Raw genomic sequence first — 23,077 nt, 5'->3', positions numbered from 1 at the left:
AGGAGGCGTCCTGGCTGACGTTGTGCTCCGGGCGCGTTCTCCCGGCGCGGCGCGCTCGGCCGCCTCAGCCGAAGTCGAGCGAGAGCTTGCGGAGCAGCTGCGCAAGTCGTTCCTGCTGCGCGTGGGTGAGCGCGCCCAACAGCTCCTGCTCGGCGTCGACGAGCCGGGTGATGGCGGCGTCGACGCGGGCGAGCCCCGAGGGCGTCATCTGCACGAGCACTCCGCGGCCGTCGTTGGGGTCGTCGAGGCGCTCGACGAGTTCGCGCTCGACCAGGCGGTCGATCCGGTTCGTCATGGTGCCGCTCGTGACCATCGTCGCCTGGAGCAACTGCTTCGGGCTCATCCGGTAGGGGGCTCCGGCGCGGCGGAGGGCCGAGAGCACGTCGAATTCCCACGTCTCGAGCTCGGATCGACCGAAGGCGCTGCCGCGGGCCCGCTCGAGCTGCTTCGCGAGGCGCCGCATCCGTGAGAAGACCTGGAGCGGCGTGAAGTCGAGGTCGGGACGCTCCCGGACCCAGGCATCGACGATGCCGTCAACCTCGTCATTCGCGCTCATCCCACCATTCTGGCGGGTCGTCGGCGCCACGAGATGCCGGGCCCGGATGAGACCCTGTGCGCCGGCATCCGATCCCGCCAGCACGGATGCATCTCGCGGAATTTCGCGAGTGGGGCGCGGGAGGGCAGGATGGACGGCGCGTGAGAGCGCGGTCCGCCATGGTGTAACGGCAGCACGGCAGCCTTTGGAGCTGTCCGGTCCAGGTTCGAATCCTGGTGGCGGAGCTGCACCGCATCGGTGTGCAGAGGGAGGAGAACGCGAAGAACATGGCCGACAGCACCCTCGCCGTCGTGATCCTGGCCGCAGGCCAGGGCACCCGCATGAAGTCCCGCACCCCGAAGGTCCTGCATCGTCTGGCCGGTCGAACGCTCCTCGGGCACGTGCTCGACACGGCTGCGTCCCTCGATGCCGCGCACCTCGTGACCGTTGTGCGCCACGAGCGCGACAGGGTCGCGGAGGCGGTGCTCGACCACACGTCGTCCGCGCTCGTCGTCGACCAGGACGATATCCCGGGCACGGGTCGCGCCGTCGAGCTCGGCCTCGCCGCTCTCCCCGAGGCGTTCGAGGGGACCGTCGTGGTGCTCAGCGCCGATGTGCCCCTGCTCGACGCGCCGACCCTCCGCCGGCTCGTCGACGAGCACGTTGCCGCCGTGAACGCCCTCACGATGCTCTCGTGCGTCCTCGAGGACCCGACCGGCTTCGGCCGTATCGTCCGCGCAGGCGATGGGGGATTCGCCTCGATCGTCGAGCAGAAGGACGCCAGCGCCGCCGAGCTGGCCCTCACCGAGATCAACGCGGGCGTGTACGCCTTCGAGGCTGCCGCCCTCCGCGCCGTGATCGGCGGTATCGGCACGCAGAACGCGCAGCGCGAGAAGTACCTCACCGACGCGGCGGCCGCGCTCGCGGCGGCCGGCCGCGCGATCCAGGCCGTGCCCGTGGAGGACCGCTGGCTCGTCGCCGGTATCAACGACCGCGCCCAGCTCGCCGAGGCCGCCGCCGAATTGAACGCCCGCATCGTGCGTCGCTGGCAGCTCGAGGGCGTCACGATCCACGATCCGGCGACGACCTGGATCGATGTCGACGCCGTCCTCTCGCCCGATGTGGAGATCCTCCCCGGCACGCAGGTCAAGGGCCCGACCGTCGTCGCGACCGGTGCGATCATCGGCCCTGACACGACCCTCGACTCGTGCGAGGTCGGAGAGGACGCGGTCGTCAGGCGCTCCGATGCGACGCTCGCCGTGATCGGAGCCGAGGCGCAGGTCGGCCCCTTCTCGTTCCTCCGCCCGGGCACCGTGCTGGGCGCGCGCGGCAAGATCGGCACGTACGTCGAGACCAAGAACGCCACGATCGGCGAAGGCTCGAAGGTGCCCCACCTCTCGTACGTCGGCGACGCGGTCATCGGCGAGGAGTCGAACATCGGCGCGGGTTCGATCTTCGCGAACTACGACGGGGTCAACAAGGCGTCCTCGGTCGTCGGTTCCCACGTGCGAGCGGGGTCGCACAACGTGTTCGTCGCCCCCGTTAGAATCGGGGACGGAGCGTACACGGGCGCTGGCACGGTCGTCCGCAAGGACATCCCCGCTGGAGCCCTCGGGATCACCGTCGCTCCGCAGCGCAACATGGCCGGGTGGGTGCAGACCCACCGTCCGGGTACCGCAGCGGCCGTTGCCGCCGAGGCCGCCCTGGCGTCGGACCCCTCGGGATCCGACCACGCGCCCACCGGAGGAAGCGGAGCACAGTGACGGGCATCACCGCCAGCAACAAGAAGAGCCTGGTCCTCGTCTCGGGGAGGGCGCATCCGGCACTGGCGGAGGCGGTCGCCGCCGAGCTCGGCACCGAGCTCGTCACGACCGAGGGACGCACCTTCGCCAACGGCGAGCTGTATGTCCGCTACGGCGACTCGGTGCGCGGAGGCGATGTCTTCGTCCTCCAGTCGCACACCTCGCCGATCAACGAGTGGCTCATGGAGCAGCTCATCATGGTCGACGCGCTCAAGCGCGCCTCCGCCAAGCGGATCACCGTGGTGGCGCCGTTCTACCCCTACGCCCGTCAAGACAAGAAGGGCAGGGGGCGTGAGCCGATCTCGGCGCGCCTGGTGGCCGACCTGTTCAAGGCGGCCGGAGCGGACCGCATCATGTCGGTCGACCTGCACGCCGCGCAGATCCAGGGCTTCTTCGACGGTCCCGTCGACCACCTCTTCGCCATGCCGGTGCTGCTCGATCACTTCCGAGAGAAGCTCGACCCGGCCACGCTGACGATCGTCTCGCCCGACATGGGTCGCGTGCGCGTCGCCGACATCTGGAGCGACAAGCTCGGCGCCCCGCTCGCCATCATCCACAAGCGCCGCGACCCGAAGGTCGCGAACCAGGTCTCGGTGCACGAGATCGTCGGCGAGGTCCAGGGCCGGGTGTGCCTCCTCGTCGACGACCTCATCGACACGGGCCGCACGATCGCGAAGGCGGCGGAGGCGCTCAAGAACGCCGGGGCGATCGGAGTCGTGGTCGCCGCGACCCACGCCGTGTTCTCCGATCCGGCCGTCCAGCTGCTGAGCTCGGAGTTCATCGACTCGGTGGTCGTGACCGACACCCTGCCGCTTCCTCCCGAGAAGACCTGGGACCGCCTGACCGTCCTGCCGATCGCACCGCTTCTGGCGCGGGCGATCCACGAGGTGTTCGACGACGGCTCCGTCACCTCGATGTTCGACGGCGACGCCTAGCGATCGCGTCGCGCGCGAACGAAGCGCCCCCGCACTCCGGATCCGTGGATCCGAGGTGCGGGGGCGCTTCGTTCGCGTGCGGGCGGTCAGTGCGTGGACGGGTCCTGCTCGACCTCGGTGCGGTCGCCGGACCACAGCGTGTGGAAGGTGCCCTCCTTGTCGACGCGCTGATAGGTGTGCGCGCCGAAGAAGTCCCGCTGGCCCTGCACGAGCGCCGCGGGGAGGCGCGTCGAGGCGAGCGAGTCGTAGTACGACAGCGCGGCGCCGAATCCGGGGATCGGCACGCCCGAGAGAGCGGCGGTCGAGACGATGCGGCGCCACGCCGCCTCGCCGTTCGCGACGGCCTCGGCGAAATACGGGTCTTCGAGGAGGGTCGTGATGTCGGCGTTCTCGTCGTAGGCGTCGACGATGCGGTTGAGGAACTGGGCGCGGATGATGCAGCCCGCGCGCCAGATCTTGGCGACCGCGCCCTTGTCGATCTCCCAGCCGTACTTCTCGGCGCCCGCGATGATCGCGTCGAAGCCCTGCGAGTAGGCGACGACCTTCGAGGCGTAGAGCGCGGCGCGCACGTCGTCCTCGAAGCCGTCGTACTTCTCGACGGGGGTCGGGCGGGAGGTGACGCGCGCCTGCACCGCCGCGCGCTGCTCCGGGTGGGAGGAGACGGCGCGGGCGAACACGGCCTCGGCGATACCGCCGACGGGGACGCCGAGGTCGAGCGCGTTCTGCACCGTCCAGACTCCGGTGCCCTTGGAGCCGGCCTGGTCGAGCACGATGTCGAGGAAGGGCTTGCCGGTGTCGGCGTCGACCTGGCGGAGCACCTCCGCGGTGATCTCGATCAGGTACGACTCCAGGTCACCCTTGTTCCACGCGTCGAAGACCTCGGCGATGGCGGCGGGCTCGTGGCCGCCGACCGTGCGAAGCAGGTCGTACGCCTCGGCGATGAGCTGCATGTCGGCGTATTCGATGCCGTTGTGGATCATCTTGACGAAGTGGCCGGCGCCGTCGGTGCCGATGTGGGTGACGCACGGCTCGCCCTCGGCGACCGCGGCGATCGACGAGAGGATCGGGCCGAGGGTCTTGTACGACTCGACCGAGCCGCCGGGCATGATCGACGGACCCTTGAGCGCGCCCTCCTCGCCTCCCGAGATGCCCGTGCCGACGAAGTGGATGCCGGTCTCGCGGACCGCCTTCTCGCGGCGGATGGTGTCGGTGAAGAGAGCGTTGCCGCCGTCGACGATGATGTCGCCGGGCTCGAAGACCTTCGTCAGCTGCTCGATCACGGCGTCGGTGCCGCGGCCGGCCTGCACCATGATGATCGCGGTGCGCGGGGTGGCGAGGGAGGCGGCGAAGTCCTCGATGGTGGTGGAGGCGACGAAGCCGGCCTCGGGGTGCTCGCTCGTGAGCTTCTCGGTGCGCTCGGGGGAGCGGTTGTAGACCGCCACGGTGTTGCCTTCGCGGCTGGCCAGGTTGCGGGCGAGGTTGGAGCCCATCACCGCCAGACCGACGACTCCGATGTTGGCTGTGGCGGGGGGCTTGTCAGACACGGTTCTCCTCGACGTACGCGTTCAGGGGCTTCTCCAGGCTAGCCCTGGCGTCCTCGTCCGCGGCGGGAGCGCAGGGCCTCCACGGTGCACATCGGTCGGGAGGCGAGCGCACGGCCGTGCGGCGGGGCGCACCGCCTCGGTCCGCCCCGAGTCCGGCTCAGGCGCCGTGGCCGGCGGGCACCCGCTCGGCGTCGATCGGCGGCGGAGGGGGAGTGCCGTCGCCGAACGGCCGACCGCCCAGCTCTTCGCGGCCGGAGGGGACGAGCCAGCCGGACAGGTCCGGTCCCTTCGGCACGACTCCCGTCGGGTTGATGTCGCGCTGCACCTCGTAGTAGTGCGACTTGATGTGCACGAAGTCGATGGTGTCGCCGAAGCCGGGAGTCGTGAACAGGTCGCGGGCGTAGCCCCAGAGCGCGGGCAGGGCAGAGAGCAGGCTCCGATTCGTCTTGAAGTGGCTGTAGTACACGGCGTCGAAGCGGGCGAGCGTCGTGAACAGGCGCACGTCCGCCTCCGTGATCGTGTCGCCGACGAGATAGCGGCGCGTGCTGAGCCGCTCCTCCAGCCAGTCGAGCCGCGCCCACAGGCGGTCGTAGGCACGGTCGTAGGAACGCTGGGAGCCGGCGAAGCCGCACTTGTACACGCCGTTGTTGACATCGTGGAAGACCAGCTCGGCCACCTCGTCGATCTCGTCCCGGTGTCTCTCGGGGTAGAGGTCCGGAGCGCCCTCGCGGTGGAACGCGGTCCACTCCGTCGAGAAGTCGAGGGTCATCGTCGGGTAGTCGTTGGTGACGACCTGCCCGCTGGGGATGTCCACCATCGCGGGCACCGTGATCCCGCGGGGGTAGTCGGGGAAGCGGGCGAGGTAGGCATCCTGCAGGCGCGGGATGCCGAGTACGGGATCGACGCCTCCGGGATCGAGGTCGAAGGTCCAGCTGCGCTTGTCGTGAGTCGGCCCGCAGATGCCCATCGAGAGCGCCCCCTCGAGGCCGAGCAGGCGACGCACGATCACCGCGCGGTTCGCCCACGGGCAGGCGCGGGAGACGACGAGGCGGTACCGCCCTGCCTCCACCGGGTAACCGTCCCGGCCGTCCGTCGTGATGCGCGTGGGGATGTAGTTCGTGTCGCGGTGGAAGCCGTTCTTCTCGACGTAAGAGCCGAAGTCGTCGTTCGCCATGGGGGAACGGTAGCCACCGAGCCTGGACGCCCCGGCTCCGGTTGGCGAGGAGGGCAGCCGCCGGGTAAGGTGGGCAGCTGAACTTCGGCGAGGGATGCCCGTGCATCCGTGATCGACGCGGTGGAACCAGGCGGAGCCCTCAGGGCGCCGCGGACCTTTCCTCACGCTGTTCTGCGTTCGAGTCGAAACCCCGTCCGTGGCCGCCGGCCACGACCAGATCCGCGGCGCATCGCGCCGATGAAGGAGAAATCATGGCTGAGCTGAGCAACACGGTCGTCGTCGAGGTCCGCACCTCGTTCGGCAAGGGCGCTGCCCGCAAGATCCGTGCCCAGAACAAGATCCCCGCGGTCCTCTACGGCCACGGCACCGAGCCCCAGCACCTCACCCTCCCGGGCCACCAGGTGCTCCTGCTGACCCGTAAGGCCAACGCGATCCTCGAGCTCGACATCGAGGGCTCCGCGCAGACCTCCCTGGTCAAGGACATCCAGCGCGACCCGGTGCGCCAGATCATCGAGCACATCGACCTCGTGGTCATCCGCAAGGGCGAGAAGGTCCAGGTCGACATCCCCGTGCACGTCGAGGGCGACGCCGCTCCCGGCACCCTCGTCTCGATCGAGTCGAACACCCTCTCGCTCGAGGTCGACGCCACGCGCATCCCGCAGAACATCGTCGTCTCGGTCGAGGGTCTCGAGGCCGGCACCCAGATCGCCGCCGCCGACGTCACCCTCCCCGAGGGAGCGACCCTCGTGACCGACGCCGAGGTTCTCATCGTCAACGTGACCGCCGAGGTGGAGCAGGACCTGGGTGACGAGGACGAGGCCCCCGCCACGGGCGACGTCGTCGAGGGCTCCGCGGAGTAGTCCGCACCACCCGCACGGCAGGGAACGGGTCCGCTCGCGATCGCGGCGGACCCGTTCTGCGTCTCCGATGCGAGAATCCGAGCCTCCGAAGAAAGAAGAGGGAACGACATGGCGGACACCTGGCTGGTCGTCGGACTGGGCAACCCGGGTGCGCAGTATGTGCGCAACCGTCACAACGTGGGCCAGATGGTGCTCGACGAGCTCGCGACGCGCATCGGCGGCACGTTCCGTCGGCACACTCGGGCGAATGCCGTGGTCTCCGAGGGCTTCCTCCGCCCCGGCGGCCCGAAACTCGTGCTGGGCAAGCCGAACAGCTTCATGAACCTCTCGGGAAGCCCGACGGCGCAGCTCCTCGACTTTTACTCGCTCGATCCCTCGCGCCTGATCGTCGTGCATGACGAGCTCGACATCCCCTTCGACACCCTCCGCCTCAAGCAGGGCGGCGGCCACGGCGGCCACAACGGCATCCGCGACATCCTCGCGGCGACCGACGGCGCCGACTTCCTCCGTGTGCGCGTCGGCATCGGGCGTCCTCCTGGCCGCCAGAGCGCCGCCGACTTCGTGCTGAAGGACTTCGCCGGCCAGGAGCGCGACGCGCTGCCGATCCTGATCTCCGACGCGGCCGACGCGGTCGAGCTGATCGCGGAGTCGGGTCTCTCGGCCGCGCAGCTGAAGTTCCACACGAGCGCCTGACCGTCGCTCGACGGCCCTGCTCAGCGCCGGCACGCTGGTCGAGTAGCCGCCGCCGGCGGCGCATCGGGATGCATCTCACGGCGAACGCCGATCTCATCCCGCCCTGCGGGGCCGCTGCGGGTCCTCGCGAGCTGAGTGACCCGACCGCTACCGTGGGGTGACCGAGGCGAGGGAGCATCCGTGAGCGAGTCGTTCTTCCGAGAGGTCGAGCCGCGTCCGTATGACGAGGACGACCATCTGCCTCCGTTCGACCTGCCGGCCTGGACCGGTCCGCCCTGGCACCGCGCACCGGGGACGGTCCTCCTCGACCATGAACTGGGCCGCTCGGACACGACCGTCGTCGCACTCGACGTCGCCCGGTGCTACGAGGAGGGCCTCCTGTTGCGCCTGACGGTGCGCGTCTCCGACACCGGCCGCCGCGCCCGGCAGCGCGTCTTCGAGTATCTCGAGCGCGCCCACGGCCGCGGTCAGCTCGACGAGCGCTTCGCCCCCGACGGTCTGCGCTGGGGAGTCGCGTTCGCCGACGGACGCACCGTCACCACCCAGGACGAGTCGCCGTGGGCCGGTACCGAGGACGTCCTGGACGCCGAGATCGCGGGACCGGTTCTCGAGGGCGGTGGCCGTCCCTCCGTCTTCATGGACTCGTGGTCGCGCGATGTCTGGCTGTGGCCGCTGCCGCCGCTCCCCGCCCTCCGCGTCGCCGTCGAGTGGTCGTCCCGCGGCATCGCCGAGACCGTCACCTCCCTCGACGTCGGCCCCCTCCTCGAGGCCTCCGCCCGCTCCCACCCCCTCTGGCCGACGACACCCTCGTGATCCGTCCTCCGATCCGTCACTCCTAGGAAGCGACACCTCCGATGTGTGGGGGTAGGAGCCTCTCTTCTTTCGCCACCCCGCGGCGGGCGGGGATCGGCGCGGACGGACCAGCGGCGCTCGTCCGCAGAAGCAATGTCGGAGGCTCGGAGTAAAATCGGCGCCGTGCCCCTCAACGAGATCATCTCGGCGCTTTCGCGCGCCTCCACGTTCGACGACGCTCTCGCGTACTCGGTGCGCGATGCCGATTTCTCCGTGACCGACGGGCTCCGCGTTCCGCTGCTCGCAGCTCTGCTCGAGCGCCGGGCCGAGGCCGGTCGTCCGCAGGCCGCCCTGGTCGTGACCGCGACGGGCCGCGACTCCGAGAACATCCGCGCCTCCCTCGGCTGCGTGCTGCCCGAGGCCGAGGTGGTCGAGTTCCCCGCGTGGGAGACGCTGCCGCACGAGCGGCTCAGCCCGAGCGCCGAGATCGTCGGGCGCCGACTCGACGCGCTGCGCCGGATGAAGCAGTGGACGGGTGAGCGCCCGCTGGTGGTCGTCGTCTCCGTGCGCGCTGCGCTGCAACCTGTCGCCGACAACCTCGCCGACATCGCGCCGGTCCGCCTAGAGAAGGGCACCCGCGGCTACGACCTCGGCCGCATCGCCGCCGAGCTGGTCGACCTCGCCTACGCACGCGTCGACATGGTCACCCGGCGCGGCGAGTTCGCCGTCCGCGGCGGCATCCTCGACGTGTTCCCCGCGGTCGCCGAGCACCCGAGCCGCATCGACTTCTTCGGCGACGAGGTCGACTCGATCCGCGGCTTCTCGGTCGCCGACCAGCGCTCGCTGCCCGGCGAGCACGACGCCGTGGCGCTGCCTCCGAGCCGGGAGCTGCTCCTCGTGCCCGCGGTGCGTCAGCGTGCCCGCGAGATGCTGCACGAGTTCCCCAGCCTGTCCGCGATGCTCGCGAAGATCGCCGAGGGTATCCCGGTCGAGGGCATGGAATCGCTCGCGCCGGCGCTCCTCGAGCGGCTCGTCCCGATCTCGCACTACCTCCCCGAGGGTGCCGCCGTCGCCGTGCTCGCCCCCGAGCGCGTCGCCACGCGCGCGATCAGCCTCGCCGAGACGAACCGCGAGTTCCTCCAGGCCGCGTGGAGCGCGGCGACCGCTGGCGCCGAGGCTCCGATCGACCTCGCCTCGGGCGAGTTCATCTCGCTCGGAGCCCTGCGCGACGCCGTGAAGCTCAGCGCTCCCGGTGCCGCGGCCCCCGACCACCCGTGGTGGACCATGAGCACGTTCCGGCAGGGCCCCGCCGCGGGCGAGGCCGAGGTGCTCCCAGAGGATCTGGGGATCGACGAGATCCTGGCAGTCCGCGTCGAGGGAGAACCCGTCCCCGGCTTCGGCGGCAACGTCGAGGGCGCGCTCGCGCACGTCCGCTCCCGCCTCGACGACGGCTGGACCGTCGTCCTCACGGCGCCCGGTCCCGGGACCGTCGAGCGCACCGACCAGGTGCTCGCCGAGCACGAGGTCGCCGCCCGCATCGTCCCCGATCTGCCTGGCACCCTCGACCCCGGTCTCGCCTATGTGCTGCAGGCGTCCGTCGATCACGGCTTCGAGATGGCGGAGGCGAAGCTCGCGCTCCTCACCGACACCGAGTTCTACGGGCGCACCGTCGGCTACGACTCCCGTGCCGTCAAGAAGCTCGCGTCGCGCCGCAAGAACGTCGTCGATCCGCTGCAGCTCACCCCGGGTGATCACGTCGTGCACGCGACGCACGGCATCGGCAAGTTCGTCGAGCTCTCGCAGCGCGAGGTCTCGACCGGCGGCCGCAACGCGGCGAAGACCAAGCGCGAGTACCTCGTGCTCGAGTACGCGCCGAGCAAGCGCGGTTTCCCGGGCGACAAGCTCCTCGTCCCCACCGACCAGCTCGACCTCCTCTCGCGCTATGTCGGAGGCGAGGCTCCCGCCCTCAGCAAGATGGGCGGCAGCGACTGGGCGCAGGCCAAGAGCAAGGCGCGCCGCGCGGTCCGCGACATCGCGGTCGAGCTCGTCAAGCTGTACTCCGCGCGCATGGCCTCGCGTGGGCACGCGTTTCCGCCAGACACTCCGTGGCAGCGCGAGCTCGAAGAGGCGTTCCCCTTCGCCGAGACCCCCGACCAGCTCACGGTGATCGACGAGGTCAAGGCCGACATGGAGCGTCCCATCCCGATGGATCGCCTCCTCTCGGGCGACGTCGGCTTCGGCAAGACCGAGGTCGCGGTGCGCGCCGCGTTCAAGGCGATCCAGGACGGCAAGCAGGTCGCGATGCTCGTCCCGACGACGCTGCTCGTGCGCCAGCACCTCGAGACGTTCCAGGAGCGCTTCGCCGGCTTCCCCGTGCACTTGCGCGCGCTGAGCCGCTTCCAGAGCGCGAAGGAGTCGAAGGAGACGATCGAGGGGCTCGCCGACGGCACCGTCGACATGGTCATCGCGACGCACCGCCTCCTCTCCGACAACATCGCCTTCAAAGACCTCGGCCTCCTCGTGATCGATGAGGAGCAGCGCTTCGGTGTCGAGCACAAGGACAAGCTGAAGGCACTGAAGAAGAACGTCGACATCCTCGCGATGAGTGCCACGCCCATTCCACGCACGCTCGAGATGGCCGTGACCGGCATCCGCGAGATGTCGACCCTGGCCACCCCTCCCGAGGAGCGGCACCCGATCCTCACCTTCGTCGGCCCGTACTCAGAGAAGCAGATCTCGGCCGCGATCCGCCGCGAGCTGCTGCGCGAGGGCCAGGTGTTCTTCGTGCACAACCGCGTCTCGACCATCAACCGCGTCGCCTCCCAGCTCGCCGAGCTCGTTCCGGAGGCGCGCATCGCGGTCGCGCACGGCAAGCTCAGCGAGGCGCAGCTCGAGCGCATCATCGTCGACTTCTGGGAACGCAAGTTCGACGTGCTCGTCTCGACGACCATCGTCGAGACCGGCCTCGACATCCCCAACGCCAACACGCTGATCGTCGACCGTGCCGACAAGTACGGACTCTCCCAGCTGCATCAGCTGCGCGGACGCGTGGGCCGGGGCCGCGAGCGCGCCTACGCCTACCTCCTCTACGACGAGACGAAGCCGTTGAGCGAGACGGCGCACGACCGCCTCCAGACCCTCGCCGCCAACTCCGACCTCGGCGGAGGAATGCAGATCGCGCTCAAAGACCTCGAGATCCGCGGCGCGGGCAACCTTCTCGGAGGCGAGCAGTCGGGACACATCCAGGGCGTCGGCTTCGACCTCTACCTGCGGATGATCGGCGAGGCCGTCGACACCTTCCGCGGCGAGGTCGCCGAGGGGCAGACAGAGCTGCGGCTCGAGCTGCCCGTCGACGCGCGGATTCCCGAGGAGTACGTCGACAGCGAGCGCCTTCGGCTGGAGGCGTACCAGAAGCTGTCGGCCGCGACGTCGCCGAACGCGAAGGAGGGGAGCATCGACCTCGTGGTCGAGGAGCTCACCGACCGCTACGGGGAGCTGCCGGAGGCGGTCGAGAACCTCATCCTCGTCTCTCGGCTGCGGATGCGGGCGCACAGGGCGGGGCTCAGCGACGTCGTGGCGATGGGGTCCACTGTGCGGGTCGCTCCGGCGCACCTTCCCGACTCGATCCAGGTGCGCCTGCGACGGATGTACCCGAGCGCGAAGTACCTCCAGCAGGCCGACGCCGTCGTGGTCCCGATGCCCGTGATCGACGGTGTCCCCCTCGGCGACCGCGCCCTCATCGACTGGGTCGCGACCCTCCTCGACGCGCTCTTTCCCGCGCCGGCGCCCGTCGTCTCGTGACGGCTCGCCGAGGTCAGTGGCCGAAGTGCGCGCGCACCTCCGCCTTCCACCGCTCGCGGTCGACATCGTCGATGAAGGCGGCGTCGAACGAGTTCAGAGCGAGCCGTTCGAGTTGTGCGTCGTCCATGCCGAGCTCCTCGACGAGCGCCCGGTAGTTGGCGTCGACGTAGCCGCCGAAGTACGGTGGATCATCGCTCGAGACCGTAGCGAGGAGCCCCGCGCGCAGCATCTCGGGCAGCGGGTGGTCCCTCATCGTGTCGACGGCCCGCAGCGCCACGTTCGAGAGCGGGCAGACCGTCACCGGGATGCCCTGCGCGCGCAGCATCGCGACGACCGCCGGATCCTCCATCGCGCGGATGCCGTGGTCGATGCGCTCGACCTTCAGCAGCTCGACCGTCGCGGCGACCGTCTCGGGGCCGCCCTCCTCTCCGGCGTGCGCGACCAGGTGCAGCCCTTCGGCCGCCGCCCGCGCATACACGTCGACGAACAGCTCCGGACCCCAGCCGATCTCGTTCGAGTCGAGTCCCACTCCGATGATGTGCTCGCGGTACGGGAGGATCGCGGTGAGCATCTCGTCGGCCGCCTCGGGACCGAGGTCGCGGAGAAAGCACATGATGAGGTCGGTCGAGATGCCGTGCGTCTCCTCGCTGCGCCCGAGCGCGCGGGTGAGCCCGCCCATGACGACCTCTAGCGCCGTCCCGTTGCCCAGGTGCGTCTGCGGATCGAAGAAGATCTCGGCCCGCCGCACGCGGGCGAGCTTCGCACGATCGAGGTAGCCGGTGGCGAGCTCGAAGAAGTCGCGCTCGGTCTTCAGCACGGTGAGGTTCGAGTAGTGCAGATCGAGGAACGAGCCGAGGTCGGTGAAGGAATATCGCGCCCGCAGGGCGTCGAGATCCTCGGTCGGCAGCGTGACGCCGTTGCGGCGCGCCATCTCGACGATGTGCTCGGGCTCGATGGTGCCCTCGATGTGGATGTGCAGTTCGGCACTCGGCGGTGCACCCCGCTCGGGAGAAATGGTGTCGGGCACGGTGATCCTGTTCTTGGGCGCGCGGCGCACCCGCCGACACGGTAGCGCTGCGGTGTTACGCGCCGATGACCGCCGGGTGTCGCCCGTCGCGCAGACGCGCATAGTGCCGCGACCGCAGCGTGACCAGGACCGCGGCGATCGCGATGCTGATGCCCGAGCCGAGCAGCACGGCCAGCGTTCCCTCGTCGGCGACCTCCGGCGAATCCGCGAAGGCGAGCTCGTTCATCAGCAGCGACACGGTGAATCCGATCCCGCCCAGGGCGCCGACGACGAGGATGTCGGCGAACCGTAGCGCCTCGCGGCCGCGGCGGGCGGAGAGAGCGCCGCTGACGCCTCCAGCGATCGCGATGCCGAGCAGCTTGCCGACCGGGAGCGCCACGACGATCGCCCAGAAAGCGGGGCTCAGCTCGCCGATCCCGAGCTGCGGGATCGCCACGAGCGCCGCTGAGAACGCGAACACCGGCAGCACCACGCCGTTCGAGACGGGCTCGAGTACGTGGTGCACCCGTCCGGCGGGCCGGCGGGTCATGACGAGGCCGAGCGCGACTCCGGCGATGGTCGCGTGCACCCCGGAGCGGTAGGTCAGGTACCAGGCGACGGCACCGATCAGCACCAGCAGCACGATCAGCGGCCACACCGGCCGGCGCGTGAGCAGCCACGGCGATCGCGGGCGCAGGAGGCGGCTCACCAGACCGAAGGCCGCCACCGCGAGCACCGCCCCGCCGAGCATCACGAGGTCGGCGTCCGCCGTGAAGAACACTGCGATGATCAGGATCGCGACGAGGTCGTCGAGCACGGCCAGGGCCAGGAGGAACACCCGCACCCGTGTCGGGATCGCCGAGCCGAACAGGGCGAGCACTCCGAGCGCGAAGGCGATGTCGGTCGCTGTCGGGATCGGCCAGCCGCCGCCGAGACCCGGCTCGCCCGAGACGCCGACGACCGCGAGGTACACCCCGGCGGGCACGGCGACCCCGCCGACCGCCGCGATCGCCGGCAGCAGTGCCTTGCCGACCGAGTTCAGCTCGCCGATCACCAGCTCCCGCTTGAGCTCGATGGCGACGAGGAAGAAGAACACGGCCAGCAGTCCGTCGCTGACGATGTGGCCGATCGAGATGTCGAGCCCGGGGAGCACGAGGTGCTCGTCCTGCGCGGCGATCACGGCGGGGCCGACGGGCGAGTTCGCGAGGGCGAGTCCGAGTACGGCGGCGCCGAGCAGGAGGAGGGCGGAGACGCGCTCGGAACGGAGGGCGGAGGACATACGGGGCATGGGGGCCTTGTCGTCGATGTCGGCGGGGCCGACGGAGGGGAGGGGGAACGTGCTCCGCGAGACACTCGCGAGCCGACCAGACTTCCCGGCACTCCGCTGCCGAGTTTAGCCGAGGATGGTGGACATGCCTCCGCTCCTCGCCGCTCGCCGTCCGGCCCCGGTCCCGCCGGTCGATGCTCCGCTGATCGACCTCCACGAGGTCTCGGTGCGGACCGCGGAGGGCGTCCTGCTCGCCCCGGTCTCGCTCCGGGTCGATCCGGGCGAGGTCGTCGCCGTGACGGGAGCGAACGGCAGCGGCAAGACCACGCTGCTCCGGGTGCTCGCCGGGCTGATCGCCCCGAGCGAGGGCACCGCGCTGATCGCCGGGCGCCCTGCCGACGAGCGCACGGCGGCGCATCGCCGCGCGGTGGCCGCGCTCGTGCAGACGCCCCCGCTCGAGCGCGATCTGACCCTCGAGGAGCACCTCGCGATGGTCGCCGTGTCGTGGGGCGCGAGCGTCCCGGAGGCGCGCGAGCAGGCCCTCGGCGGTCTCGCCGCCCTCGAGCTCGCCCCGCTCGCTCGACGCTTCCCGCACGAGCTCTCCTCCGGCCAGCGGCAGTCCTTCGCGCTCGCTCTGGTGCTCGCGCGCCCGTCCGACGTGCTGCTGCTCGACGAGCCCGAGCAGCGCCTCGACGTCGATCGCGTGCCGCTCGTCGTCGAGGCGCTGCGGGAGGCGGCGGCGCAGCGGGCCGTCGTCATCGCGACCCACAGCCCCGTGATCATCCAGGGCCTTGCCACCCGCGAGCTCCGGCTGGGTGCCTCGTGACGATCGCCGCGGTCCGCTCGGTCTACCGCTCGGGTCGGGCCGCCGGCGCGCGAGCGCCTACTCCGGCTATCTCGCCGCGATGCTCCTGCTCGTCGTCGTCCTGCCCACGGCGCGGGCGCTGGTGATCGCCCTCGCCGGTCCGGCGGTCGGGAGCGCTCTCGCGGCGGTCGACCTCGACGCGCTGGTCGCTCTCGCCGCCGGAGCCGCGCTGCCGGTCGCGGTCCTGCTCGGTCGCGCGCGAGGTCCGGCCGTCGACGCTCCGCATCCGACGGCGCTGCTCCTCGCCACCCAGGCACGGCGCTGGCACGTCCTGCGGCGTGCGGTGGTCGTGTCGGGACTCCTGGCCGTCAGCGCGGGGGCCCTCGCGGCCACCGCACTCGCCCTCGCTTCCGGCTCGCCGCTGGTACCGGCTGCTCTGGCCGGCGCAGCCTTCGGGGTGCTCCTCACCGTCGCGTCTCTCGCCGGTCAATGCCTCACACCGCCGCGGTCGGCCGCGCTCGCCGCGGCGCTCGCGCTCGCCGTCCTCCTCGTGCCGGTGCTCCCGTTCACTCCGGGTGGCCTCGTCGCGCTCGCCGTCGGGGGCGCGCCGAGCGCAGCGCTCGCGCTCGTCGCCCTCGCGGCGCTCGTGGTCCCGCTCGCGCCGCGCCTGCTCGACACGGCCTCCGGCCCGTCGCTTCTGGCGCAGTCGTACGGCTGGCGTTCGGCCATGATCGGCGCCGCCACTGGCGACGTCGCTGACGCCCTCTCGGGCTACCGCTCTCTCCCGCACCGCAACCGCCACGTCCACGCCGTCCGGGTGGGCCCGTTCCCGCTGACGGTGCTGGCCCGCGACGCGGTCGGTGCCCTGCGCACGCCGGGTCGCTCCGCGGCGGCCGTCCTCGCACTCCTCGCCGCCGGAGTCGCGGTGGCCGTCGCGGCCGTCGCGCCGCCGTCCCTGCTCGCGATCCCGGCCGCCGCCGCGGGCGTCCTCGCCTACCTCGGCGCCGGGGTGTGGAGCGACGGCTTCCGACACGCGGCCGAGACCGCGGGGCAGGCCGCGTTCGTCGCGCCGCCTCCGTTCGAGCTGCTCCTGCTGCACGGGGTGCTTCCCCTGCTGCTCGCCGTCGCTCTGGCGACCGTCGGCGCGTTCCTCCTTCCGAGCGGCGCTCTCGCTCCCGCCGCGGCGGTGGCGCTCGTCGCCGTCGCCGCCCGAGCGATGGACGCCACCCGCGGAGCCCTGCCGCCGGCGCTCCTCTCGCCGATCCCGACGCCGGTCGGCGACGGAGCCGGCGCGGCTGTGCTGCTCTGGAACCTCGCCGCACCCCTCGTCAGCGCGGGGGCAGCGGTCGCGGTCGTCGCCGCGCCCGTTCTCCTCCTGTCGGCCCCGCTCGTCGCCGTCGCCTGCCTCCTCGTCGCCCGCCATCGCCTCGCGAGCGCCTGACCGGCCTCCGAGGAGCGGATGCGAGGATGTCCCGGTGACCGCTCACCCCCGGCTCGACGAGCTCATCCGCACCGTCCACGTCCTCCGCGCCCCGGGCGGCTGCCCGTGGGACGCCGAGCAGACCCACGAGTCGCTCGTGCGCTACCTGATCGAGGAGTCGCACGAGCTGGTCGACGCGATCGAGGCCGGTGACCGGGACGACCTCGTCGAGGAGCTGGGCGATGTGCTCTTCCAGGTGCTGTTCCACGCCGATCTCGCCGCCGACGGCGCGGAGCCCTTCACGATCGAGGACGTCGCCGCGCACATGACCGCCAAGATGATCGGCCGCCACCCGCACGTCTTCGGCGATGCGACCGCCGAGACAGCCGACGACGTGATCGCCGTCTGGGACGAGCTGAAGAAGGTCGAGAAACCGCACCGCACGAGCGTCCTCGACGGTATCCCTCAGGGGATGCCCGCCCTCGCGCTGGCCGACAAGGTGATCGGCAAGGCGACAATGCTCGGCATCGTGGATGCAGGCCCGGGCCCGCTGCCGATCGAGTCGGAGGAGGACCTCGGCCCGCTCCTGCTCGCGCTCGTCGCCTCCGCTCGTGCCCAGGGTCTCGACGCCGAGCGCGCCCTGCGTACCGCGGCACGCGAGCTGCAGGACGAGATCCGCGCCGTCGAACAGGAGCGCCACGACGGCTCACCGCACAACGTCAGCTGAGACGGCTCCTCATCCACGCTCGTGCGTGAGCGGTCGTCTCAGCTGACGTTGTGGTCCGCTCAGGCCACGCGTCGCCCGCGCGGGAGCCGCGACGCGGGCGTCGCCGTGCGACGGATCGCCCCGAACAGCAGCCCGACGGCCAGCACCAGCTGCAGCGCGAGTCCGACGAACCACGACGGGACCGTGCGCTCGAACACCTGCTGCGGTGTGGACACGGGATACTCTCCGACCCGGGAGCCCGTTGCGCAATCGATCTCGATCTCGAGGTCGGGCGGGATCTGGGCCTGGCGCACCGCGACCGAGATGCTGCTGAACAGGTCGTTCGGCTGGCCGTACGGTCCCAACGCGGGAGGCACGGCGTCGGCGAGCACCACGAAGGGGTTCACCGCCAGCAGCCCCCAGTAGTAGTCCGGCCGGGGAACCGTGGCCTCGTAGTCGTCGCAGTAGAGCCCCTGGGCGCTCTGCTCGCCGACGTAGACGGTCCGCTCCGTCGACGACGTGACCGCCGTGAGCAGACCGAACGCGATCAGCGAGCCCACGCTCAGCGCGGCGATGACGAGATAGGTGGTGACGACCGACATGAGCGGCCGGTCCAGGATCCCGCTCAGCCCGACCCCGATGGCGGCGACCACGCCGAGCTGCACCGCGAGGACGAGGACCGAGACGAATCCCGAGACGGGCGAGACCCCTCCCACGGCCACACCCACCAGGAGGAACGGCACCGTGCTCACCAGGAACGCCAGCGTCACGAGCCAGGCCGAGGCGAACTTGCCGAGCACCAGCTGGGCGGTCGTCACGAGGGTGACCTGGGTCGTCGCGAGCGTTCCCGCGTCGCGCTCGCCGTTGACGGCTGTCCCCGAGAGAGCAGGGGTGACGAGGCAGCCGAGCAGCAGCACGAAGTAGACGAGGACCGAGTAGATCCACCCGCCGACGATCGCGCCGCTCCCGCCCAGCACGCCGGTCGCCACGACGAGCAGCCCAGTGACCGCGCCCGTGAGGAGGAAGAACAGCGCGAGGAGCACGAACGACGAGACTCCGCGTACGCGCTGGGCGAGCTCGAGGGCCACGACGATGCGCACGCCCCGCAGGAACGGCAAGGGGCGGGCGGTGCTCTCGGTCGTCATCGCGGGTCCTCCCCGATCTCGGCGGCGGGAGGCGTCGACCCCCGGGTCAGGTCGGAGAAGGTGTGCTCGAGCTCGCCCACGGCGGGCGCGAAACGGCTCACCGCGACCCCGGAGGCGACGAGTCGGGCGAGCAGCTCGGCCGCGGCTTCGTCGTTCACGACGGGCACGAGCACCGCCTCCCGGTCCAGCTGAGGGGAGAGGCCCGTAAGCCGCTCGACCGCGTCGGCGAGCGCGGCGCCCCGCGGCGCGAGCGCCTCGATGCGCCAGGCCCGCAGTGACCGGGCGGCTCGTGCCACGGCCTCGCGGGAGGCGGTCGCACCAGCGGCGAGGTACACCGCGGCCGTCGCCATCTCGTCGAGCTCCGAGAGCACGTGGCTCGACACGAGCACCGTCCTCCCCTCTCGGGCGAGCCTGACCACGAGGTCGCGGAGCGCGATCCGCGCGCCCGGGTCGAGCCCGGAGGCGGGCTCGTCGAGGACGAGGACGGAGGGGTCGTGCACCAGCGCCCTGGCGAGGCTCAGCCGCTGCTTCTGCCCGCGCGAGAGCACCCGCGTCGGCCGGTCGGCGAACTCCACGAGATCGACCTCGTCGAGTAGCTGTCGCGCCCGTGCCTCGGCGTCGTCGCGCCGGAGGCCGTAGAGCAGTCCGGTGGTCCTGAGCGTGGCGCGCGCCGTGAGGCTCGCCCACGAGCCGAGGACGTCGGGCATCCAGCCGAGCTCGGCACGCACCGCCGCAGGATCGGCCACCGGGTCGTGTCCGGCGACCCGTAGCGTGCCGGCGTCGGGGCGGAGCAGCGTCGCGAGCAGCAGCATCAGGGTCGTCTTGCCGGCACCGTTCGGGCCGATGAGCGCGGTCACCTCGCCAGGCCGCGCTTCGAAGCTCGCGTCGCGGACGGCACGCACCTGACCGAAGGCCCGCGAGACCCCCTCGGCGACGATGCCTTCCCCCGGCCTGATCCCCATGCGCCCTCCCGACGACCCACGCCTCCCTCAGAGCGCGCGAGCGCGGCGAGCTTAGCCGACGCCCTCGACCAGCGGATGACGCCCGTGTGTCATCTGGGACAATCGCAGCCATGGCATCCTCGATCACCCCGCCCCGCGGCATGCGCGACTTCCTCCCGGCCGACAAGGCAAAGCGCGAGCACGCGCTCGGAGTGATCCGCCGCGTCTACGCCGCGCACGGTTTCGACGAGATCGAGACCCCCGTCGTCGAAGACTTCGACCGCCTGCACTCGGGGCTCGGCGGCGACAACGAGAAGCTCGCCTTCAGCGTGCTGCGCCGCGGCTTGTCGCGCGACGACCTCGAGGCCGCCGCCGCCTCCGATGACGCCTCGGCCCTCGCCGATCTGGGGCTCCGCTTCGATCTCACCGTCCCGCTCGCCCGCTTCTACGCGACGCACCGCTCGGAGCTTCCGTCGGTGTTCCGCTCCGTGCAGGTCGCCCCGGTCTGGCGCGCCGAGCGCCCGCAGAGGGGGCGCTACCGACAGTTCGTGCAGTGCGACATCGACATCATCGGGGAGCCGGGCCAGCTCGCCGAGGTCGAGCTGATCTCGGCGACGGCCGCCGCCCTCGATGCGCTGGGTCTGCACGGGTGCACGATCCGTATCAACGACCGCCGCATCCTCACGGGGATCCTCGAGCACTGCGGGTTCGCCTCCGAGCGCTTCGGCGCCGCGCTCATCTCGATCGACAAGCTCGACAAGATCGGGGCCTCCGGCGTCGTCGCCGAGCTCGAGGCCGACGGAGCCGACGCGGCAGCCGTCCTCGGCGGCTACCTTGCCCGCATCGAGGAGGCGGTGACCGCCGGGGGAGTGGCGCTGGAGGAGTCCGCGATCCTCGGAGTGCTGCCCCAGGGCATCGATCCGGAGGCGGTGCTCGCGCTCGAGACGCTCGCCCGCTCGCTGCGCTCGTTGCCCGAGAGCGTCTCGCTCCGCTTCGACCCGACGCTCGTGCGCGGGATGGGCTACTACACCGGCACCATCTTCGAGATCGCACACCCGTCCTCCGGGTCCTCGGTGGGCGGGGGCGGCCGCTACGACGGCATGATCGGCCGGTTCCTGGGCCAGGACGTCCCCGCGTGCGGCTTCTCGATCGGCTTCGAGCGGGTCGTCGAGCTCCTCGAGCCCGCCGCCGTCGAGCGAGCGGAGGCAGTGGTGCTCGTGCACGAGCGCGACGCGGCTCCCGAGGCGCTCCTGGCGCTCAAGCAGCGGCTCCTCGCCGACGGAGTCGCGAGGGTCCGCCTCGAGCGTCGGGCCAAAAACCTCACGCCGCTCCTCGATCGCGCTGCCGCCGCGGGCTACACCCGCTTCGCGCTCGTGCCGCGCGACGCCTCCGGGGTGACTGAACTGGCCTTCAAGCCGCTGGGCTGAGATGTGCCTCAGTCGATCCGCCGGACGATCCGGCGGGAGCGTCCCGATCGCTGGCAGATCCGTGAGAGCCTTAATCCCCGCGAAATCTGCGGACACACCTGGGAAATCTCGCGAGGTTAGCGTCGAGGCACCCGATCGGCGCGACTTGGCGCGCCTGAACGGTCCCCTCACGACGCGACCCGCGTACACCGCTCCACAGCAGCCCTGACGATCCACCGAGGAGTCCCCTTGCCCCTGTCGCCCCTCCGCACCGCCCCCCACTTCGACCGCCGCAGCCTGTTCCGCATGGCGGGAGTGGCCGGGCTCGCGCTCGGCGGAGCCTCCGTGCTCGCCTCCTGCGCCTCCCCCTCCACGTCGGGAACCGTCGCGACCGGCGGTGCCCTCGGGACCATCAAGGTGCAGCTCTCGTGGATCAAGAACGAGGAGTTCTCCGGTGAGTTCTTCGCCGACTCCAAGGGCTACTACACCGACGCGGGCCTCGCGGGAGTGACGCTCACCCCCGGCCCCTCGACCGGCACCGCCGAGCTGCTCTCGGGCAGCGCCGACGTGGCCCTGAGCGACGCCGTGTCGATCGGTACCGTGATCGCCAACCAGGAGGCGCCGCTCAAGATCATCGGCGCGACCTACCAGAAGAACCCCTTCACGGTCCTGTCGATCAAGTCCGCCGGCAACATCGCGACCCCCGCCGACCTCGCCGGCAAGAAGATCGGCGTCCAGGCCTCGAACACCTCGCTCTTCCAGGCGCTCCTCTCGGCCAACGGCCTCTCGGAGTCCGAGCTCACGGTCGTGCCGGTCGAGTACGACCCCTCGGTCCTCATCAACGGCACGGTCGACGGCTTCATCGCCTACCTGACCAACGAGTCGATCACCGTCGCCGCCCAGGGCTACGAGGTGGTCAACCTTCCCTTCGCCGACAACGGGCTCCCCTTCGTCGCCGAGACCTTCTCGGTCACCGCGCAGGCGATCTCCGAGAAGCGCGCGGCGCTCAAGGCGTTCCTCGTCGCCGAGATCAAGGGATGGACCGACGCCGTGAACGACCCGGAGGCGGGCGCGATGCTCGCCGTCGACACCTACGGCAAGGATCTCGGCCTCGACGCCGAGGCCTCCAAGAAGGGTGCGACGATCCAGGCGCAGGAGCTCGTCGTCTCGGACGACACCGCCAAGAACGGCCTCTTCACGATCTCCGAGACCCTGCAGTCCGAGACGATCGCCTCGCTCAAGGGCGCGGGCATCGACATCACCGCCGAGGACCTGTTCGACCTCTCCCTGCTCGACGAGGTCTACAAGGAGAACCCCGATCTGGTGAAGTACGCCGCCTGATCCGCCCCCGCCCCCTCCGGCAGTCGTCGGAGGGGGCACCCCGCCTGAACCAGCACCACCACGAAGGGCACCACTCGTGACCGAGACGACCGACGTCGGCCACCTGCGCGAGCAGGAGGCGGGCGGAACCGGCATCCAGATCCACGGCCTGTCGAAGACGTTCCGGATGGGCTCGCGCAGCGTCGCCGCGCTGCAGGACACCGACCTGCACACCGACCAGGGCAGCTTCCTGGCCCTGCTCGGCCCCTCCGGGTGCGGCAAGTCGACCATCCTCCGCATCCTGGCAGGGCTCGAGGAGCCCACGTCGGGCTCGATCCGCGTCGATGGCCGCACGCCGAAGGAGCTGCGACGCGACAACAAGCTCGGCATCGCCTTCCAGGATCACGCGCTCCTGCCTTGGCGCAGCGTGATGTCCAATATCCGCCTCCCGTTCGAGATCGCAGGCAAGAGCGTCGACCAGGCCTACATCGACGAGCTGATCGACCTCGTCGGCCTCCGCGGCTTCGAGAAGGCCAAGCCGGCGCAGCTCTCAGGAGGCATGCGCCAGCGCGTCTCGATCGCCCGCTGCCTCATCCTCAAGCCCGAGGTGCTGCTGCTCGACGAGCCCTTCGGGGCGCTCGACGACATGACGCGGCAGAAGCTCAACCTCGAGCTCCTGCGCATCTGGACCGAGAAGCCGGCCACGACCCTCCTCGTCACCCACGGCATCTCGGAGGCGATCTTCCTCTCGGACCGCGTCGCCGTCATGAGCCCGCGTCCGGGTCGGGTGAAGGAGATCATCGACATCGACCTGCCGCGTCCTCGCACGCCGGAGATGCAGCGGACCCCCGAGTTCCACGCCTACGTCGACCAGGCCTCCGAGCTGCTGTTCGGCGACGGCGGCGCGGCCGTCGACGACCACTAG

General features: G+C 71.0%; 19 protein-coding genes and 1 tRNA gene. 13 read left to right on the top strand and 7 right to left on the bottom strand.

The window, feature by feature from the left end; genetic code table 11:
* Nucleotides 1–64: 64 nt before the first annotated feature.
* Nucleotides 65–556, bottom strand: a complete 492-nt coding sequence (locus ITJ45_RS09755) for a MarR family winged helix-turn-helix transcriptional regulator (RefSeq protein ID WP_068211795.1) — start codon at nucleotides 554–556, stop codon at nucleotides 65–67.
* 152 nt (nucleotides 557–708) lie between these two features.
* Here ITJ45_RS09755 and ITJ45_RS09750 point away from each other — a divergent pair.
* The 3 genes from ITJ45_RS09750 (at nucleotide 709) to ITJ45_RS09740 (ending at nucleotide 3,272) form a co-directional block, all read left to right on the top strand.
* Nucleotides 709–780: transfer RNA gene (locus tag ITJ45_RS09750), tRNA-Gln, on the top strand.
* A 42-nt stretch (nucleotides 781–822) separates the two neighbouring features.
* Complete coding sequence (glmU, locus tag ITJ45_RS09745; RefSeq protein ID WP_194609398.1) at nucleotides 823–2,298, top strand: bifunctional UDP-N-acetylglucosamine diphosphorylase/glucosamine-1-phosphate N-acetyltransferase GlmU; 1,476 nt, start codon at nucleotides 823–825, stop codon at nucleotides 2,296–2,298.
* Nucleotides 2,295–3,272, top strand: a complete 978-nt coding sequence (locus ITJ45_RS09740) for a ribose-phosphate diphosphokinase (RefSeq protein WP_194609396.1) — start codon at nucleotides 2,295–2,297, stop codon at nucleotides 3,270–3,272. The genes glmU and ITJ45_RS09740 overlap by 4 nt, the downstream gene beginning before the upstream one ends.
* 86 nt (nucleotides 3,273–3,358) lie before the next feature.
* On the opposite strand, the gene gndA is transcribed toward ITJ45_RS09740, so the two are convergent.
* Both gndA and ITJ45_RS09730 read right to left on the bottom strand, forming a co-directional pair.
* Nucleotides 3,359–4,762, bottom strand: coding sequence for an NADP-dependent phosphogluconate dehydrogenase (gene gndA, locus ITJ45_RS09735; RefSeq protein WP_416365295.1), 1,404 nt, complete (start codon nucleotides 4,760–4,762; stop codon nucleotides 3,359–3,361).
* Between the two features lie 211 nt (nucleotides 4,763–4,973).
* Entirely contained in the window at nucleotides 4,974–5,990 is a 1,017-nt protein-coding gene (locus tag ITJ45_RS09730) for a glutathione S-transferase family protein (protein ID WP_194609392.1), read from the bottom strand.
* Nucleotides 5,991–6,241: 251 nt separating this feature from the next.
* Here ITJ45_RS09730 and ITJ45_RS09725 point away from each other — a divergent pair, with 251 nt between their 5' ends.
* From ITJ45_RS09725 to mfd, 4 genes are all read left to right on the top strand, one after another.
* A complete protein-coding gene (locus tag ITJ45_RS09725; protein WP_194609390.1) occupies nucleotides 6,242–6,850 on the top strand; it encodes a 50S ribosomal protein L25/general stress protein Ctc in 609 nt (202 codons plus the stop codon).
* Nucleotides 6,851–6,958: 108 nt separating this feature from the next.
* The gene (gene pth, locus ITJ45_RS09720) at nucleotides 6,959–7,543 is read left to right on the top strand and encodes an aminoacyl-tRNA hydrolase (protein ID WP_194609388.1); all 585 of its coding nucleotides are present in this window, start codon (nucleotides 6,959–6,961) and stop codon (nucleotides 7,541–7,543) included.
* 180 nt (nucleotides 7,544–7,723) lie between these two features.
* Nucleotides 7,724–8,356 (top strand): hypothetical protein, encoded by a 633-nt coding sequence (locus tag ITJ45_RS09715; RefSeq protein WP_194609385.1) that lies wholly within the window; start codon nucleotides 7,724–7,726, stop codon nucleotides 8,354–8,356.
* Nucleotides 8,357–8,488: 132 nt separating this feature from the next.
* On the top strand, nucleotides 8,489–12,136 hold the full coding sequence (gene mfd, locus ITJ45_RS09710; protein ID WP_416365292.1) for a transcription-repair coupling factor: 3,648 nt from the start codon (nucleotides 8,489–8,491) through the stop codon (nucleotides 12,134–12,136).
* Nucleotides 12,137–12,149: 13 nt separating this feature from the next.
* On the opposite strand, the gene ITJ45_RS09705 is transcribed toward mfd, so the two are convergent.
* Nucleotides 12,150–13,163, bottom strand: a complete 1,014-nt coding sequence (locus ITJ45_RS09705; RefSeq protein ID WP_323742973.1) for an adenosine deaminase — start codon at nucleotides 13,161–13,163, stop codon at nucleotides 12,150–12,152.
* A gap of 55 nt (nucleotides 13,164–13,218) precedes the next feature.
* Entirely contained in the window at nucleotides 13,219–14,421 is a 1,203-nt protein-coding gene (locus ITJ45_RS09700) for a Na+/H+ antiporter NhaA (protein WP_194609790.1), read from the bottom strand.
* Nucleotides 14,422–14,554: 133 nt separating this feature from the next.
* On the opposite strand from ITJ45_RS09700, the gene ITJ45_RS09695 reads away from it, so the two are divergent.
* The 3 genes from ITJ45_RS09695 to ITJ45_RS09685 are packed head-to-tail and all read left to right on the top strand — an operon-like array spanning nucleotide 14,555 to nucleotide 17,361.
* Nucleotides 14,555–15,235 (top strand): ABC transporter ATP-binding protein, encoded by a 681-nt coding sequence (locus ITJ45_RS09695; RefSeq protein WP_194609379.1) that lies wholly within the window; start codon nucleotides 14,555–14,557, stop codon nucleotides 15,233–15,235.
* Complete coding sequence (locus tag ITJ45_RS14325; protein ID WP_194609377.1) at nucleotides 15,225–16,655, top strand: hypothetical protein; 1,431 nt, start codon at nucleotides 15,225–15,227, stop codon at nucleotides 16,653–16,655. The genes ITJ45_RS09695 and ITJ45_RS14325 overlap by 11 nt, the downstream gene beginning before the upstream one ends.
* A 34-nt stretch (nucleotides 16,656–16,689) precedes the next feature.
* Nucleotides 16,690–17,361, top strand: a complete 672-nt coding sequence (locus ITJ45_RS09685) for a MazG family protein (RefSeq protein ID WP_194609375.1) — start codon at nucleotides 16,690–16,692, stop codon at nucleotides 17,359–17,361.
* A 59-nt stretch (nucleotides 17,362–17,420) separates the two neighbouring features.
* Here the strand turns inward: ITJ45_RS09685 and ITJ45_RS09680 are convergent, their stop codons facing one another.
* Both ITJ45_RS09680 and ITJ45_RS09675 read right to left on the bottom strand, forming a co-directional pair.
* Nucleotides 17,421–18,485 carry an ABC transporter permease gene (locus ITJ45_RS09680; RefSeq protein WP_228493799.1) on the bottom strand — a complete coding sequence of 355 codons (1,065 nt, stop codon included), beginning with the start codon at nucleotides 18,483–18,485 and terminating at the stop codon, nucleotides 17,421–17,423.
* Complete coding sequence (locus ITJ45_RS09675) at nucleotides 18,482–19,447, bottom strand: ABC transporter ATP-binding protein (RefSeq protein ID WP_194609373.1); 966 nt, start codon at nucleotides 19,445–19,447, stop codon at nucleotides 18,482–18,484. The genes ITJ45_RS09680 and ITJ45_RS09675 overlap by 4 nt, the downstream gene beginning before the upstream one ends.
* 110 nt (nucleotides 19,448–19,557) lie before the next feature.
* On the opposite strand from ITJ45_RS09675, the gene hisS reads away from it, so the two are divergent.
* From hisS to ITJ45_RS09660, 3 genes are all read left to right on the top strand, one after another.
* On the top strand, nucleotides 19,558–20,853 hold the full coding sequence (hisS, locus tag ITJ45_RS09670; protein ID WP_194609371.1) for a histidine--tRNA ligase: 1,296 nt from the start codon (nucleotides 19,558–19,560) through the stop codon (nucleotides 20,851–20,853).
* Between the two features lie 228 nt (nucleotides 20,854–21,081).
* The gene (locus tag ITJ45_RS09665; RefSeq protein WP_228493798.1) at nucleotides 21,082–22,173 is read left to right on the top strand and encodes an ABC transporter substrate-binding protein; all 1,092 of its coding nucleotides are present in this window, start codon (nucleotides 21,082–21,084) and stop codon (nucleotides 22,171–22,173) included.
* A 166-nt stretch (nucleotides 22,174–22,339) separates the two neighbouring features.
* Nucleotides 22,340–23,077 carry an ABC transporter ATP-binding protein gene (locus tag ITJ45_RS09660; RefSeq protein WP_194609784.1) on the top strand — a complete coding sequence of 246 codons (738 nt, stop codon included), beginning with the start codon at nucleotides 22,340–22,342 and terminating at the stop codon, nucleotides 23,075–23,077.

The sequence above is a fragment of the Rathayibacter sp. VKM Ac-2879 genome (genome assembly GCF_015351245.1).
GTDB lineage: Bacteria > Actinomycetota > Actinomycetes > Actinomycetales > Microbacteriaceae > Rathayibacter.
The sequence above is the reverse complement of the archived record's forward strand: the minus strand, read 5'-3'. Positions and strand labels throughout refer to the sequence as shown.